5 protein-coding genes are annotated in these 16,827 nt (G+C 61.7%); all 5 read right to left on the bottom strand.

The genetic code is table 11. From position 1 onward, the window contains the following. Window positions 1-422: 422 nt before the first annotated feature. From AC1MED_RS04940 to AC1MED_RS04920, 5 genes are read right to left on the bottom strand one after another with little or no spacing between them, the layout of a single operon-like run. Window positions 423-1,682 carry an McrC family protein gene (locus AC1MED_RS04940; protein ID WP_479785766.1) on the bottom strand — a complete coding sequence of 420 codons (1,260 nt, stop codon included), beginning with the start codon at window positions 1,680-1,682 and terminating at the stop codon, window positions 423-425. Continuing rightward, window positions 1,682-4,693, bottom strand: a complete 3,012-nt coding sequence (locus AC1MED_RS04935) for an McrB family protein (protein WP_479785765.1) — start codon at window positions 4,691-4,693, stop codon at window positions 1,682-1,684. Before AC1MED_RS04935 ends, AC1MED_RS04940 begins: the two co-directional genes overlap by 1 nt. Beyond that, on the bottom strand, window positions 4,690-8,739 hold the full coding sequence (locus AC1MED_RS04930; RefSeq protein ID WP_479785764.1) for an Eco57I restriction-modification methylase domain-containing protein: 4,050 nt from the start codon (window positions 8,737-8,739) through the stop codon (window positions 4,690-4,692). Before AC1MED_RS04930 ends, AC1MED_RS04935 begins: the two co-directional genes overlap by 4 nt. After that, a complete protein-coding gene (locus AC1MED_RS04925; protein WP_479785763.1) occupies window positions 8,736-11,597 on the bottom strand; it encodes a helicase-related protein in 2,862 nt (953 codons plus the stop codon). The genes AC1MED_RS04930 and AC1MED_RS04925 overlap by 4 nt, the downstream gene beginning before the upstream one ends. After that, a complete protein-coding gene (locus AC1MED_RS04920) occupies window positions 11,594-16,774 on the bottom strand; it encodes a DEAD/DEAH box helicase (protein ID WP_479785761.1) in 5,181 nt (1,726 codons plus the stop codon). Before AC1MED_RS04920 ends, AC1MED_RS04925 begins: the two co-directional genes overlap by 4 nt. Between the last annotated feature and the right edge of the window lie 53 nt (window positions 16,775-16,827).

Genomic DNA, 16,827 nt, shown 5'->3' with positions numbered 1-16,827 from the left:
CCTAAGCCGAGGAGGCGATCGTCGATCGCGACGAGCCTGGCTACTATGTGTTGCCCGCGAACCTTTCCAGCACCAGGACCGCTGTAGCGCCAGCTCCGACTCGCGCAATATTTCCCATTTTCAATTTGTTGCCGTTCAATGCCCCGAATCTTAACTGCTCGCCTTGCGCCCCCCAACCCCAACCCCGCCCGCTGGCCTGTGGAATATGGACGTTAGGCAAGGCTGGCCACAGCTATGTGTTCTAGTCAGGTCGGGACCGACCGATCCGGACCGGCGGGACCTCACTGTCGAGCGGGCGGCTCTCGGCTTTAGGCGCACCAATTAATGAGCTTTCCGCCTTCGACGCGGTTCGTGTGCCCAGCACCTGAGTCTGCCAATTAGCCCAAAATCGCGTCATGGCTGCAACGACAAGAGCGCCGTGGTTACGTGCCCATGGGAGTGGTTTTCGGCCTTGACGCAACAAGGGCCGCAGTCGAAGTCGTCCACGCCGCGTAGGATGCGTTGGCAAGTGATCTCACACGGGCCAGTATTTCTGAGGGTTCCTGGGAAAGGTCGAGGGGGAACTCCACCACCGAAATTCCGGTATTCACAATTCGCCGTACTCTGGCCCGCCCAGGTCCTGCATAAACAAGCCATGCCCGAGGGACCCTCAACGCCGTACAGTAGGACAGCATCTGGTAATGATCAGCGTTGGGGTAGGTGCCCGATGAACTAGCGGCCTTGTATTTGGCATCGAATACAATAGCGGGCGTACCGCTCACCGAGTGCACAATATCAACGTACATCCGCACCCGGTCGTCCTTCTTGGAACCGGCCCTCTGCTCATCAAGAAACGCCTCGAACTGCCCCTCCGTCTCGCCGGGATGGTCAACAAATGCCTCTCTGACGGCTGTCGTCACGAAATCTTCGAACACCGTCGCCATGTCAACGACGAAAGAAGCGACGGAGTGACGTCCCAACCCGGCTTCCGCCGACATGTTCAGCAGGATGATTTCCGCCAGCCGAAGTGCCGGTAAGTAGTGCGCGTTCACCCGGGACTCCGTCCACGACGGCAGCGGCGCCCCAGCGCGCAGCTCCGACACTCCGTCCAGCTTGGAATCCAGGTGAGCAAGTCGCCACCGAATGTCGTCCGAAAGCCTCGGGACCTGCATCATCAGGCGAACGCCAGCCCGCAGAATACGGTTCTCGGCGATGTCTACGGTGAAGTCGTCGAACGCGACTTCCAGCGGCAGGAGCATGCCGGGGCGGCGGGTCATTTGGTCCCCCACCCGGATCCGCCCCCGGACGGTGCGCAGAGCATCCTCAACATGGACATACCCGCTGAGCGCGCCGCCTTCCAGCGCTCTCAGGCCCTGGCGGGCCAGGGATTCCCCCAGGGCGGCGAAGAGATCTGTGTCTTCGACACCGGCAACGTCGTCGGGCCGAAACCCCGGGTTAGTGGCATAGCCGAGCAGGAAAAGTAGCCGGCTGAGACCAACTTTTTCTTTGGGCTTGACCTCGACCAGCAGGTTTCCGACCTGGACCGCCCCAACCGTTCCCGTCGGCAGCACGGTCCACCTGCCACCATATGTTGGGGACACGGCAACGAGTCCGGTGTCCCGGAGTGTTGCGGCGACTTCCCGGTCTAGCTCGACGGGCTCCGACGATGTCTGCAGCTCATCCAGGACGATGTTTTGCAACATCAGCGGGGCGTGTCTTCGGATTCCCCGATGAGTTGCTCGAGTTCGTCCTCCCCCACGGGAGCCGAATCGCCAGCGCCAAGCAACAAATCAACGGGCCCAACATCAGTGCCGGCTTTCCGCCTCATCGCCGCCAGTCCAAACCTCTCCCGGACCTGGTCCCGTTTCAGGCGGCCAAAGTATTGTTCCTCCAGCAGCGGCAGCAGCTCGTACTTCCAGATTTCCTCGAGCCCCTCATCAGTTTCGGCATGGGGCTTCATGAAGTACGACGGCCCAATCATCAGATCGCGGTTCGTCTCCTCAATCTCATTGTTTAAGGCGTTGAGGAGATCGGCCCGTAGCGAGGGTTTGCCGTTCGCTTTAAGGAAGCGTTCGAGCAGCCCAGAGATTATGCCGTCCTGCGGGTGAAGCTCGACGAATGCGAAGCGGCGCCTGATGGCGGCGTCCACCATCGCGATGGACCTATCGGAGGTGTTCATCGTGCCGATGATGAACAGGTTGGGCGGCAGGGCGAAGACCTTGTCTGGGTTGTACTGGAGGTTGATGCCCTCGTTGCGGTACTCCAGCAGGTAGTACAGCTCGCCGAAGATCTTGGCGAGGTTGCCGCGGTTCATCTCATCGATGATTAGAAAATACGGCTTGTCGCGGTTGCCCTCAGATGACGCTTCGTCGGCGATACGCCGCAGTGGCCCCGCTTCGAGGCTGAATGCCACGTTACCGTCCTGGCTTTTCGCCGGCCGGTAGCCCTCAAAAAAGTCTTCGTATGCGTAGGAAGGGTGGAACTGGACCGTCTTGACGTGGTCGGTGTGCTCCTCCCCCACCAGGAACTTGGCGATCGCCGTTCCCAGAAAGGTCTTGCCGGTTCCGGGAGGGCCGTAGAAGACGATCTGCTGCCGGGTCTGGAGGAGTCGGATCACTTCCTGCAAGTGCTCCTGGTGCACGTGCAGCTTTCGTGCCAGTTCTGGCGTGGCTTTCTTCAGGTGGGGTACGACGGCGATTTGCGGCACGGGTGCCACAACTTCCGTCTCGTTATCGGGGTCAGCTTCCGCACCGAACCAGGCCGTGATGATGGAAAGCGCTTCGGTAAGGTCGACGGCTGACCCTTGCTCGGCCAGCAGCCGCGGCAGGGGCGCGGGCATGTCTTCATTGCTGATCGGCGTCTTCTGCCACGCGACAGCGCGTCGCAAGCGGGATGTCGCGTCCTCGACGTAGTGAGCCTCCCCGGTTACGACCCCTATATAGAGACCGTCTTCGAAGGCGGTGAGGACGAAGTCGTCCACTTTCATGATGCTGAGGAAGCGATGGTATTCCATGGCACGGAGTTTGCGCTCCGAATATTCGATGTGTTGGTAGCCCTTATTGACGGCCGCCTGTAATTGGCTCAGGTTCGATCCTGGCGTGGGTGACCCAAGGTGTTGTGCGGGGGTGGACACGAAACCGCCCTCAAGCCACGGATGCAGCATGGTCGTCCCTGCCTGGCTCTGCCTGACCAGCCACGCCCGCTGTCCGGAGTCTTCCGCGCCCGCCCGCCACTGGCTTAGATAGGGTTCGCTATACCATTCCACAAATTCATTCGAGCTTCCCTGTTGGACGAGCCGAATGGCATGGAGGTCTCTGGCAATCACGGCCTCGTTGTTGTCGTTTCGACCTGTTGCACCGCCAATTACGCCTGCAAATGCGTGCCAAATCTCTGTCCGGTGGTCCCGCTTTACAACAGGGGGCAAGTATCCCGGCCACGCGATATAGTCCACGCTGTAACGGATCATGGGGCGGTCATCGGGGACTGACTGGGTGATGTCACGAAACGCCCAAGGGTCCGTGAGCGCGGCTTCAATCAAGCTCATTGGTTGTGTCGCTACATGCTCAACGAGCCGAGACAGCCATTTGATGTGCTCTGCCACTTGGATGTTGAATCCGACACCGCCGTGGAAGGCGCCTTCGACGTCCAGGCCCTCTTGAAGCGTCGGAGGTAGCGACATTTCGTCGCGTTCGATCCAGGAAAGAATTTTCTCGATCCTGGCGATCTTTGTTTGGGCGCCTACGTTCGAGAGTGGCAGCACCTGAAGGTACGCCAGTTCCGCTGCCAAGAGGACCACGCCACGGCTGGCGCCTTGCAGTTGACGTTCGAACTTAGCCATGAAGGTTCCGGGGCCGACGTCGAGCTCACTTCTTCTTGCCAGCTCTCGAGCGTTTTCGGCTGTCCACGTTGGCGTTGAGCGGTCGATGGCGGAAGGGCCGCTGCGAAATCCGCTCTCGAGGATCAGTCGCCCTGCGGCTTCGAGCTGGGGAGCTATCGTGGCAGCGGGAGTGCTGAGATCGATCTCGGCAGCCGCGGCCTTATCTCCGCGCCATTTACGGAAGTTCACCACATCCTGGGAGGTCCATTCGTCCGCCGGATCGGCGTTCATGACCGTCCACATGATTCCCTGGGCTTCCAAGCGGTCATAGTTACCGAGGCTCGCAAGAGCCAGCTCCGACCGGAGCTGATCGAGGACGTCCAAGAACGCCTCATAGCGTCCTTGCGGAGTCCGTACGGCGTCTTTGTAGTCAAAACCGATGATGTTCCAGAACAGTCGGACCGCTTCGGGACGGTACGGCGGAAACTCGATTGGATCCACAGCCATAAGCAGGACAGAACCCACGCCGGTGGCAATGCCATCTGAGAGTTCCCGGGAGTTGAGCTCCTTCAGGCCTGTAACCAAGTCCGTTAGCCCCTGGGTTCCCGGATTTCCAGACCAAAAGTTCGTCAGGAGGCGTTGAAGATGCTGCACCGAGGCCTCATCCAGCTTGTCCATCGCCCCGATGGTTCTGTAGTTGACGAGATTCGTCGTCCGCAGGGCCCTAATGAAGTGAGCGTGCCACTCGGGATCTCCCGCCAGCAATTCGGCTCGGATTTCTGAGAGCTTTGCCGCCAGCTCTTTCTTGTAGTCATTTTCTTCCGCATCGACGTCGACAGTTTCAATAAATTTGCCGGCAAACTCGATGAACGGCGTCCAGTTCAGGTTCTGAGTCATGCGGAGAGCTCCTTGATGGGGTGGCGTGGGCCCTGGCCGGGTGGCGGGTTGAGCGTTGATTGGAAGGGGATGCCAGTGTCAATACCTTGCTGCAGGGCGCTGTAAGCCTCGAGGATCAGGCGTTTGGTGAGGTACTCACCAAACTCTGCTTCGTCCTTACGTTTCACAATGGGGAAGCTGTCCATGATATGGACCACCTCCGTCTCATCCAGTTCATAGAGGTGGAAAAAGAGGGCGTCCACCTCAGCACGAAGACGCTTCCGTCGATCGCGGTCCCACAAGAACGGCTCACCCAAGTCGCCCTCAGAACTGGCCATCCCACGCATGTCGTTGGCTGTAAAATGTAGCTCCAACAAGCGGGGGTGCAGCCACTCCTTAGGACTGCCGCCAACACCTTGGAACAGAGCCGTGAAGTGGGACGGTGTCAAGACCGCGAGCTGCTGGAAGTAACCGAACGTGAAGTTCGTACCGCCGATCTTCTGACGGGCTACGTAGTCGGAAGCGAAGGACGTGAGATTCGCGGCCAACAGAAGCGACTTTGATCCGAGGACTAGTGGCATCGAATGGCCTACAGCGACTCGCGGCAAGGGCGAGGCAATCGTTGTCCTTTCATTCGTTACGTTCGTAATGTTTCTCCAGCCGATAAACCATGGGTTGTCGCCGCGTCCTACGAGCGCCTTGTCCACGGTGGCCTCAGCGACCCAATACCGTCCGACTACCTCGAATGAGGGGTCCTTCTTCTCTATGTCGGTCGTGTCGCGAGACTCAAGCCCATCGAAAGTAGCCCAGCGGTGGTCAAATTGATGGATCATCTTAGCCTCATAGAGCGGCAGCATCTTCTCCAGCTTTCCGCTGACAGATCGTTCGAAGACGTTCCCCTTCAGTGTCCAGCCGTTGCCCGCCAGCTGCTCACGGGTGTGAAATAGATGCGAATCCGAGGTCATGTTGAAGAGGCCCTGCATGAATGAGACGCCCCACGGATTGCCGTTTACGGGGTCGGTCTCGTTGATGAGGACGGGGACGCGTCGGTAAATACCGAGAGTGATCTCAGCGTCGCGGCGAGTACGGAAGACTGGCAGGGTACCCGTGTTCGGGTTGAGGAGCTTGATCTCTTTCGGCGTGAGCTCGAATTTCGACCCGGAAATCTCGGCCGGATCGCGAAGGAAGAAAGCGAACGAGGCAACCTCCGCCTTTGTCAGTCGGCCCGCGATGGTCAAAAGGCAGAACTTATATCGGGAATCGACTCCGACAAACAAGGGTGCCCGATTCTCGAAGTCATAGAGCCCCGCAATGGTGGCTGTCTCCACCATGTCCTTGAAGAAGTATTGGGTCGTGTGGTCGGTCGCAATTCCGGTGGGTACGATGACTCCGGTTCGGCCCAGCGGATGAGTCATTGACCGAAAAAGCTCGGCAAAGAGTGGATCCGTCTTAACCCTTCCGCGTCCGCAGAATGGGTACCGCCCCGAGTTCGCGGCGAAGTGGCGGAGTCCATCGATTTCACGCTTACGCGATCGGAACTTGGCGTCAAGGATTGGATCGGATTCGGGCAGCTCCGCGATGAGTTTCTTTCGTTTCGCTCCCGTGGCAGTCGCGATCCCCAAATTTTCAGATGCAAAGAACTCTTGTTCCTTGAGCTCGATGTTCTCCCACGGGGGGTTACCCAGAATGCAGGAGAAGCCTCCGGGCCAGCCCTCGGGACCGACGTCTTCGCGCGCGTCCGGATCACCAAAGACCTCCGGAAATTCCAGGTGCCAGTGGAAGAAACGGTACTCGTTGGCGAGCTCGCGGATCTTGTAGACCGTCGGGCCATACCCCGCGGCGGTCCCGGAGTCGCCCAGCTGCCGGACGATAGATGAGGTGGGAGGCTCGGCCTCCCCCGGTTTCAGGGGCCAGACGAAGGCTGCGCACCAGGCATCCGCCTGGAGCCTCTTCTGCTCCATGGCCGCGGAGTGGTCGAAGGCGTCGTAGGCCTTTGCTCGGGACCGGGCTTCCTCGGCGCTCGAAACGGGTTTGACCAACTCGCGGCGCTGGCTGATCAGCTGCGCCACAGCCGACTGCGTGCCGCCGAAGCTGAAGGCGTCCTGCCCCAGCGAGCCAAATAGCTTGTCCGCCTTCCGCGTATTCTCGGCCCTGTTTCGCCTCTTTGCCTCCGCCACGGTCCTCTTGTCATCGCCCTCCAAGAGCGAGAAGGCCCCCTCGGGTACGCCGCCGGCGAGCAGCGCAGGCGTTGTTCCCAACAGGCTGTTGCCGATCTTGATCCGTGCGTCCAGGAAGCCCAGCGGTTTCCCGGGCTGCATGGCTTCCAGCCACAGGGACACTTTGGCAAGTTCGGCGGCGAGGTCATTCATGTCCACGCCGTAGATGCAGCGTTCCACCACGTCATGCAGCGCGCTCTGCACCTCGCCGGGTGTGGGCTCGTTATCGCCGGCGCGCACCTCGGCCAGGCGACGGGCAACCCGGCGGGCGGCGGCTACCAGAAAGCCGCCGGAGCCGGAGGCAGGGTCGCACACGGTCAGCGCAAGAAGCCGGGCCTCGGCGTCGTCCGGTCCTGTCGCACCATTCACGGCCCGGTCCAGAAGCGGGTCCAAGGCGGTGTCCAAGAGCGCGGACACCAGACTCGGCGGGGTGTAGTAGGAGCCGGTGGTCTTGCGCTCGTTCCCGGCCAGATGCGCGAGTTCAAAGGACCGCGTCCCGGTGTCGACGCGGGGCATCAATTCCAGCAAAGATTCGTAAACGGAGCCCAATTCCTCGGCCCCGAGATGTCGGTAGTCCACTGGCTGCAGACGGCCGGCCTTTCCAGCCACCCAGCCTAGGCCGCGGATGGCCTTGAGGAAGTCCTGGTTTGCCAACTCTGCACCTAGCAATAGGTCCTCGTACGGTTGCCCGGCCAGACGTGCGGCGCGGGGATCGGGATCAAAGAGACCGCCGAGTGCCGGCAGACCGACTACACCGAGGCCGTCGCCGCCCAGGGCGCCCAACACGAGTTTCTGGGTACGCCACAGGTCCGGATGCGGGCCTCCGTCGCGCGTTCGGGACATCTTCCGGAGCCGCTGCGTTGAAAAGTAGGTCTCGTAGCGGTGGCGGGCCTCGGTGGTCGCCGCCGGATCGAGGAGAGCGCCGCGATCCTCCACTACGAACAGGAACAGCAGGCGGTAGGCAGTGCGAAGGAGTGCCTTGTGGAAGTCGCGATGGCTTAGATCCCCGGAATGCAGGGCATCCACGAGCCAGCGGTTGTCCGGGTGACGCAGAAAGCCCGAGCCCAGGAACCCGAGAGCTTTCTCGACGCCGGCACCCAACTTGTCGAGGGCACGAGCTCCGGCCTCGACGGATTCACCGCGCCAGAGTTCCAGCCAGCAGTCAGACGGGGGCGCTTCGGACCCACCGCGCTTGTCCAGCCGGGACTGGTGGCAGAGTTGCCAGAACAGCTGGAACTCGGAATAGAGATCCGACTCGAAGATGGTCTCGAGATCGAACTCGATGTATGCGGAGCCTGCCAGCGCGGTGGAGTCCCGCAGGAGTCGGAGCCTGAGACCGTTGCTGAGAATGGCCCAGAGGTAAGCGTCCTCACGGTTCAGGAATTCCTGCATCATCGCCTGGGGCGCGCGCCGGGCCGCTCCTTCAATCTTCGGGGTGCGCTTGTCCAGGTCCACGCCAGGGCCAAGCAGGTGTATGGGCACGGACTCCCAACGGTGCGAGATGGGGTACGCCTCGCCGCCGATCGTCAGGCCGCCGGGGGTCGCCGGAACCTGCCCATAGCCGAGTTCACGGAGTAGAACGAGAAGCCACTTCTGCCGGGCATCCCCGGTGCCGGCGCCTTGCCCGTCCGGGCGTTTGGCAGCGTCCGATTCGCGCCAGGCGCGCCAGGCCCCCTGAAGGTACATCCATGTCCGTGAGGCCGCGTCACGGACCGTTTCCGTGCCAGCAAGGTGGAAACTGGCCGGAGCCAAGCTCCTAGCATCATTGACTTCCCCGGCCTGGATGCGCCCCAGCAACGAGGGGGGAACGACTCCTCCGATGACGGTGATGGATTGGAATGCCGTGCTCATTTGGTGCCTCCGGCCGGGCTGTAGACGTAGACGCCTAGGATGTCTGCGGGAAGATTCGGTTCGACCGTGAGACCTCGGATGCCGAGATGGCCGGCACGGTCGCCACGGGCGGCGATCCTGACTTCGCGGTGGGCATCACGGATCTGGTCGGCCACCTCGCGGGCTTTCTGGTCCAGCTGATCCTTCAGCTGGTCCAGAGATCCGAGGATGGCGGCCATCATGTTGCTGACATCGCCGGCATTTGCGTCCGGTCTGGCCTGTAGCAGCGATTCGACGGCATCTTCCGGGAGCCAGACGGGGTTCTGCGGCATGCCTGTGAAGGCCAGGACGCGAGCCTCCTCTGCCATGTCTGTCTTGTCGCCAAGCCGCGCGGGAAGCACCAGCTTGGTCCGGAAGCGCATCAGGAGGGCCACGGTAAGTTTGTCCACCGCGTTGGTTTTGATAAACCCGCAGCGGCGGGCCGGCCGTTCCTTGCCCGTGAGTTGCGCGTCCAGGGCGGAGTTCAGGACGTAGTTTGCCGCGGCAGAGACGACGGGGTCCGTCCGTACCAGCACGGAGGTGTGGTGCGGGGCCGGGAAGTCGTTGGCGAAGCGGATCTTGGAATCCGAGCCTAGGGCGTTGCGGATGCCCGGCACAGCCGCTGTTAGCTCGGCCACGAGCCCATCGGGAGTGGTATCGACGTGCGCGCCCGTTTCTTCGAGAGCTGCTTTCACAAAGGCCGGGACGTCGTCGGGGTCGCCCAGGCTGCGCCGGGCTGCGTCCACCACTTTCTGAACTTCTTCCGGGCGTATGGCGTTCTGCGCGAAGCGGGAGCGGCTGAGCTTCTCCTGTTCCGCGCTGCTTCGCCAGTCAGCGTCCAGTTCCTCGGCTTCCGGGGTGAGGCTGAACAGCTCCAGCTGATCGCCGTTCTTTCCGCGCATCATGATGCCTTCGAGGAGCGCGGAAAGGATCTGATCACTGCGGGGCGGGACGGGTACGCTGATGCCCAAGTCCCGGCGAATGCTCTCATGCTTGCGCAGCAGGACATCCAGCACGATGCCGTCGATACCGTTGTCATCACCGTAGATGGTGAGGGCGCGGACGGTATCGGACAACTGTCCGAAACGGTCTACCCGCCCCTCGCGCTGTTCGTGGCGGGTGGGGTTCCAGGCGAGGTCATAGTGGATTACGGCTTGGAAGCCGTCCTGCAGGTTCACACCCTCGGACAGGCAATCTGTGGCCACCAGCACCTTCGGAGTGTCGCCCGCGCGTTCCGCCTGCGCGGCGATGCGAGCGGCGCGTTCCTCCGATGGCAGTTCGCCGGTGACTACCTCTACGTCAAACTTCCTCTTCCCCACTTCCCGCAAGTACTCCGAGACGTAGTGTGCGGTGGGGATGAAACGGCAAAAAACGATGGGCTGAAAGCCCTCAACAATGAGCGCACGGATACGCTTGACCAAGAGCTGAAGCTTGGCGTCCTGTCCGGGGTTGGCCTGGAGCTCCCCCGCTGTCTTGAGGAACGAATTGAGCTGACGTTTTTCCCAGGATGTTTCGTCCAGGGCGTCGGGCCGGGAGCCGGGGACGACGTCGATGCCTTCGCCACCGTCGTCCTCCACCTGGTCCATCACTACAGCCATGCCGCGCTTCTCGGCGACGGCGTCCGATTCAGAATCTTCAGCCACTGCGCGGGTGTTCAGGGTTGCGGCCGCGGACGCAGGCGAGGATGCCATAGCGCGCAGCAAGGACAGAGCCGACCACCAGCGGATCCTCTGGTCACGCTTGGTGCCGGAGGTGTCCTGCACCTGGCCGCGGACGTAGTTCAGCACGGCGTCGAAGAATGCCCGGTGCTCCGGCGAGAGCTTGTAGGCGACCTCGATTGTCTCCCGGTCGCCGGGGAACTTGGTGTCCGACTTCAGGTAGCTGCGGATGTCCACGCGGCGGCGCTGGACCATATGGTCTGCAAGTTTGCGGCGGCCCGCCTCAGTAGAGAGGTCCACATTCTTGAGACTGTTATCCAGCAGGCCGATCAGGTTGCGGAAGGCACCGTCGTTGCCGCTGTGCGGCGTTGCCGTCACCAGCACGAGGTGACGGTCCGGGTTGTCGGCCAGTCCTCGCACCAGCTCGTACCGCTGAGTGCGGCCGACGCCACCCTTGCCGGAGTCATCGGCGGTGACACCGTGGGCCTCGTCCACAATCACCATATCTGGTGCCGTCCGCATGAAGTCGTGGCGCTTGGACTCGGACTTGATGAAGTCAGTGGAAACGATCGTGTGTTTGAAATACTCAAAGATGGACTTGTCGTAGCCGGCTTCCCTCTGCAGCCGTTTCACTGTCCCTGGCAAGACCAGCTCGGCCTCAATACCAAACTTCTCAGAAAGTTCCTGCTTCCACTGCTGGGCCAGGCTCGGCGGACATAGGACAGCGAGTCCGCTGGCGTCGCCCTGAGCCAGGAGCTCGGAGGCGATCAGTCCAGCCTCGATGGTCTTGCCAATTCCCACATCGTCGGCTACTAGGAGGCGCACGACATCTTGGCGGAGCGCCAGTAGCAGTGGGACGAGCTGATACGGGCGCGGGCTCACATTCAACCCTGCCAGGGAACGGAACGGGCCACCGCTGGAGCGGAACCCGATACGGAGCGCGTCGCGGAGCAGCCGGGCGCTGCGGTCATCGCCCAGGTCGGTAGCCAGCGGCAGACCGAAGGACGCGGGGGTCACTTCCTCGATGGAGGGGATGACTCCGGCGATGTCGTCCGTTGTGCCGCCCAGGGGCTGGAGGACAAGGAAGTCGGGGCTGCTCTCGGGCAGAACCACCCATTCCCGGCCGCGGGCCGCTACCAGCGAGCCAACCGCAAACCTGCGCTCCTCCGTCGTACTAGTCACTCCACCACTCCAAATACGTTCGTGTGTCCACTAACAAATGCTTCAATGTCTTCGTCCTGACGGCACCTGATGACGTTCCAGTTGCCGTACGTCAGTGTCAGGTCATCGACGGGAGGCCTGGACACGTCCTCCACAATCACAGCAATGCCCACCGACAACTTAGCGGTGTAAACGAAATCCACCACATGCCCCTCAATGCTGGGGCCGATTTCATCGGGCAGATTTCGCCCGTTCTGCAGCAGATAGTCCAAGAGGCTTTGGGCCCGCGGGCTAACCACAGTTCCGGGAGGCATAGCGTGCTTGGGTTTCGGCGTCGCTGCTGCGGCCACCGTGACAGCGCCGGCCAACTGCATCAGGCGGTCTATGACGAGCCTCCGGTCGATGATTTCGTGGTCACGCTGATTGCCGTAGGACAACAGGCACCGGTAGCAACCACGGACGCAGCTGTTTTCCATGTCGTTGCCCGTAGCGGCATCGACGTGCAGAATTTCCAGCGCCTTGGCGGCGACCCTGGCCATGGCGTCCGGCTCGCTTTGCAGCCGGCGCAATACTCCGGCGCCGCCCTCCGCGGCCTCGATGAACAGCAGACGTCCCCGATCCTCACTATCAGCCAAAAGCTCGCTGGAGAGTTCGGAGTCCTCCAGCTGGAACACGGCCTCGATGCCGCGTTCCATGGCGAACTGCATGGTGGTTGCTTCTGCGGGCGTCACGTTCTCCGCCCAGCGGACGACGGCGATGTTGCGGCGATCCTCAACGTAAGGCGTCACCATCTGCTTCTTCTTGGACTGCTCTACGGTCATGTCGTCCGCGTCGGTGGCCTCACTCGCGTCTCCGGTATCCGCGGTGGCCTTCTTTTCCGACAGCCATTCGCCCGTGATCAGGTCGAGCCAGAAGCCATGCCGATCCTGGTTGGCCCGGTTCCGTCGACCCAGGTTGGTCACCCGGACGGTGGCTCCGTCGCCGTAGTGCACTGCACCGATGGCTACCTCCCCGTTCAGCATCTGCGCATCGGAGCGGCCCGGCTTCTTACCGTGCGGCGCAAATCGGTAGTTCGTGACCAGCTCGAAGCCTTGACGGTTGCGTTCCTCCTCGTCCGCGCTGATACGTTCTCGGCGGCGCGTGATGACGGACTGCAACTGCATCAGGTTTGACCAACTGCCGGCCAGCGGTTCATTGCACGATTCGCAGATGTCGAGTCCAGCCTCGCGCTGATGCAAGTAACCACACGCAACGCAGACACGGGCCTCCCCGAGGACAACGTCTCCCACGCCCCCGCCGTCAGAGTCCCGCGGCAGGCTGACACGCTTCACCTGGTACCGGGCGCCTTCATGGTAGATGAGGGAGTCCGGTCCGAACTCGCTGATCGCCAGGAAACGCGAGCGTTGCAGCCAGGTGCTGTTGTTGTCCTTGCCTCTTCGGGCGCCAGGGATGAAAGCAGCCAAAGGTAACCGGGGGAAGGAGTATCCCGGGAGGAAGCCCTCTGAAGCCAAGTAACGCAGGGTGTAGAAATCCGATTGGCCCTTGGAATCGCTGTCATTGAGGAGGATCTCCAGGCGCTGCTGCGCCTCACGGTGCCGGTTTGCCGCCATTTCCCGTTGCTTAGAATCCGTGGAATGGTCCTGGCTGGCTCGGTGCGCGGCGTCCTGCTCGGTGATGGCGCTCCGGTAGAGCTGTCGCCACCTCTCGCAGGCCTGATCGAAGTTTGCGAGAGCGTTGTCAATGACGGCATCGGACCATGTTTCAGCCCACCATGATGTGTCCTTCAGCTCCCCCTCGATGCTCCGCAGAAGGGCCTCTGCCGATGCCTTAGCGCGTGTCGCGGCCTGTTCATCGGCAAGGACAGATCTGATCTCGGACTGAAGGGGGTAGCTCTTGTCTTCGAGCTTGAGGAGCCCGTTCATGGACTTACCCAGACCCGAGCTGGTTGCGGCGAGGGCCTCAGCGAGCCAGATGGCGTGGACGTGTGACCTGATCAGGTCTTCGTTGGCGAAGTCCAACCGCGGCGGCTGGACCTGACCGGAAACCATGAGGTTCGAGCGTTCAAAGTAATAGGAGTCGTGAGGGCTGCCGGTGGCGCAGTAGGTCAGCACCAAGGCCGGCTGGCCCGAACGCCCCGCACGGCCGCTGCGCTGGGCGTAGTTTGCCGGCGTCGGCGGAACGTTGCGCATCGCCACCGCATTGAGGTCGGCGATGTCGACGCCCAGCTCCATAGTTGGAGAACAGAACAGCAGAGGTAGTTCTGCTTCGCGGAACGCCTGTTCTCTGGCTTCCCGGTCTTCTGCACGTACCTGGGCGGTGTGCTCCGCCGCTTTGAGCCCGGCCAGCTCCTGTCCTTGCTCCAAGTACAGGTCCTTGAAGAACTGGATGACACGGGGCTTCTGGTCGGCATGGTATGTGCGGCGGAGCAGATCGGGGGCGCCGTACTCGCCGTCGCCCTTCCTCAAAACCATGCTGGACAGTTTGAGCCGGTAGCCGGACACCTTGCCTTCGATGACCTCGGCAATGAATCCGGTCTCGAGCAGAATTTGGAAGAGCGACGCGATGACTTCGTCCACTTCGGCGCGTTTGAGCTTATTGCCGGGTGAGGCCGTCTTGGCTAGCCATCGGCCAAATGTTCCGTAGGAGGTCACGGGGAGAGTCGTCCGGTAAGCCATCTTCTTGGGCTCCGTGGTCACGAGTCCGACGCTGGCAGCAGATTCCTGATCTGGCAGAGCCCAAATACCCGTCAGAAATTCTCGGCTGCGGTTCTTGACGCGATCCAGCCAGTCCGCCGTTAGTTCCTCGGCGTCGATCGCTAGAACGCGGCGGAACTCATCCAGCAGGACGTGGATAATCTCCTCGCGCTTGCCGGGGTCCGCGTCCCGGAGCACGTAGTGAGCCTTTTCCCAGCGACGCTCCTGTTCCGCCAAATTTTTAGCGAGCGGATAGTCGACCACCAGGAGACCGGTCTGTTCGAGGTTGGGTAGAGTGATCCGCCACCCGCGCTGCAAATCCCGCAGCGCGCGGTAGGTCACCACCTCGTTCAGGGCCCGCTTGGTCGGTTTAGGGTCCAGCGGGTCTTCAGTGCGCGCATAGTCGGACCAGGCCAGGCTGAGCGTCTTGATGATCGCATCGCCCAATTCCATGGCTTCAACTCCTGCATCGCCGGCTGAGGCGACGGCGCGGAAGAGCGCAGAGCGAAGCTGGGCCACTTGGACAAAGTCGTTTAAATGGCCGGCTTGGAGTGACGCGTCCTGTCTGTTGTCCACGAACGTCAAAAGTTTCTTGGCGCGCGGGCTCAGATCGCGGCCGGCCTCGGACTTCAGCAGCTGCACGAGCTTCGTTGCGATCACCGTCATCGCGCTGCTCCGGCCCTCTTGGTCGAGAGTCACAACCTTGGAGAATTCACCGCTCCGGGCGGATTCATAGGTGACCTGGCAGTTCAGGCAGAAACCAAGGCTTCCGGGGACCCACGCGGCGAGCTGGCCGTCGCCCCGGGTGTATTCGTTATCTCGGGCCGCTTCGCCGTCGGGCTGGACTCGGTAGCGCGACGGAATCCTCTTGCGTTTGGACTCGATAATCGGATTCCCGGAGACGGCGTTGTTGAGCCAGGAGGCGGGGATACGGCCCGCTTCAACAGGCTGCTCCGGCCATTCCTGCTCAGTGGAGACGAACAGATAACCGTCCTGGCCCTTGTCCGGGCCGCCGGTATCCTGCATCTTCAGTTCGTGACGGGCGATGAAACGGACGTCGTCCCCGGCCTCCGTCAACCGCGCCATCAGGTATTCCTGACCGCACTCGCGACAAAACGCGAGGGGATAGAGCCGCTTCTCCGCATCTCCGACGGTCAGCTGGAAGTCGGTCTCGATGAGCCTCATGTCCTCGGACTCCGCTGTGGCATAGAGGGAACCGGCCTTGGAAATGAACTGGTGAAGGCGGAAGGCGAACAGCGGGCGGTTGGTCTCAGCGTGCTTTGCCTTTGAACCCGCAAGGAGAGTGGCCCGGATGGCGGTGGCGCAGCTGCTTGCTGATTCGCCGGTCTGCTTGGCCAGTTCCTCTGCCGCCTGGGTAACGGTCTGTGGTTGCCTACGGATGATCTTGCCGGATTCCGGCTCCGTTGTGAGACCGAACGTGTCCTCAATCCAGGATGCCAGTGGGTCGGACGTCATCAGGGTGTACCCGCCGTCCAACGTTGGGCTGCTGTACTCGGCGTCACCGCGTTCTCTCACAGCGGTCTTCAGGTCCTGGTTCGATCGGTGCTGGTTGGTCGTCGCCTGAACCAAGGTCTCGGTCACCACGTGGTCCGGCGAGACAACGGTTCCAAAAATTCGGGAGGCGACCTCGGCGACGTCCCGCTGCTGCTGGGCGACTGTTCCACCGCTCGACATCGTGGCGGACGTGCCAATGCACTGCAGGGTGCTCTGGGCGTTGCACGCGTCCCGCAAGCGACGTACGAGCATGGCAACATCGGCACCCTGTCGGCCACGGTAGGTATGCAGTTCATCCAGAACCAGGAACTGAAGACCGGAGGCCGCTCGTATGAGGGACTGCCGTTCCTCCGGCCGGGTCAGGACGTACTCGAGCATGACGTAGTTCGTCAGCAGCATGTCCGGGGGGTTCTTCAGGATGTTTTCACGGGTTTCCCCGCGTTCCTGGCCGGTATAGCGCGCGAAAGTGACCGGCGGCTTGCCGTCAAATCCATTGTCGAGGAACTTGGACAGCTCCTCCATCTGGCTGTTGGCCAACGCGTTCATCGGGTAAACGATGATGGCCTTGACCCCCTTGCCCGTCCCTTCGCGTAGCACGCGGTCCACAATCGGGACTATGTACGACAATGATTTTCCGGAGCCCGTACCGGTTGTAAGGACGTACGATTCCTTGTTGGCGGCGATTTCAATGGCATCGCGCTGATGCTTGTGAAGGGTGATCGGCGACAAGCCTCTATCGCCGAGGTCCTTCTTGGGCCTGAAAATGGCATCGCAGTCTGGGTGCAGGAGCCCTCGGCGGACGAGCTCATCTATGCGGCCGCCTGAGCTGAACGAGGGGTTCAAGGAGAGCCACGGGTCGGGCCACTGCCGCCCCTTGTCTCCGAGTTCGACGACGGCATCTTTGATTCGGGGGTCTTGGATGTCAACGAAACCCTCGGTGAACGACCGGTAGCCGGCGATCAGCTTTTCACGAATTCCGAACGCATCCACGCGTATCCCCCTGTACAAAACCTTCGATGACTACTTGGAAGCTTATCGTCGAG

Source organism: Arthrobacter sp. BI5 (assembly GCF_056680065.1).
This window is presented reverse-complemented; position numbering and strand designations above follow the sequence as displayed.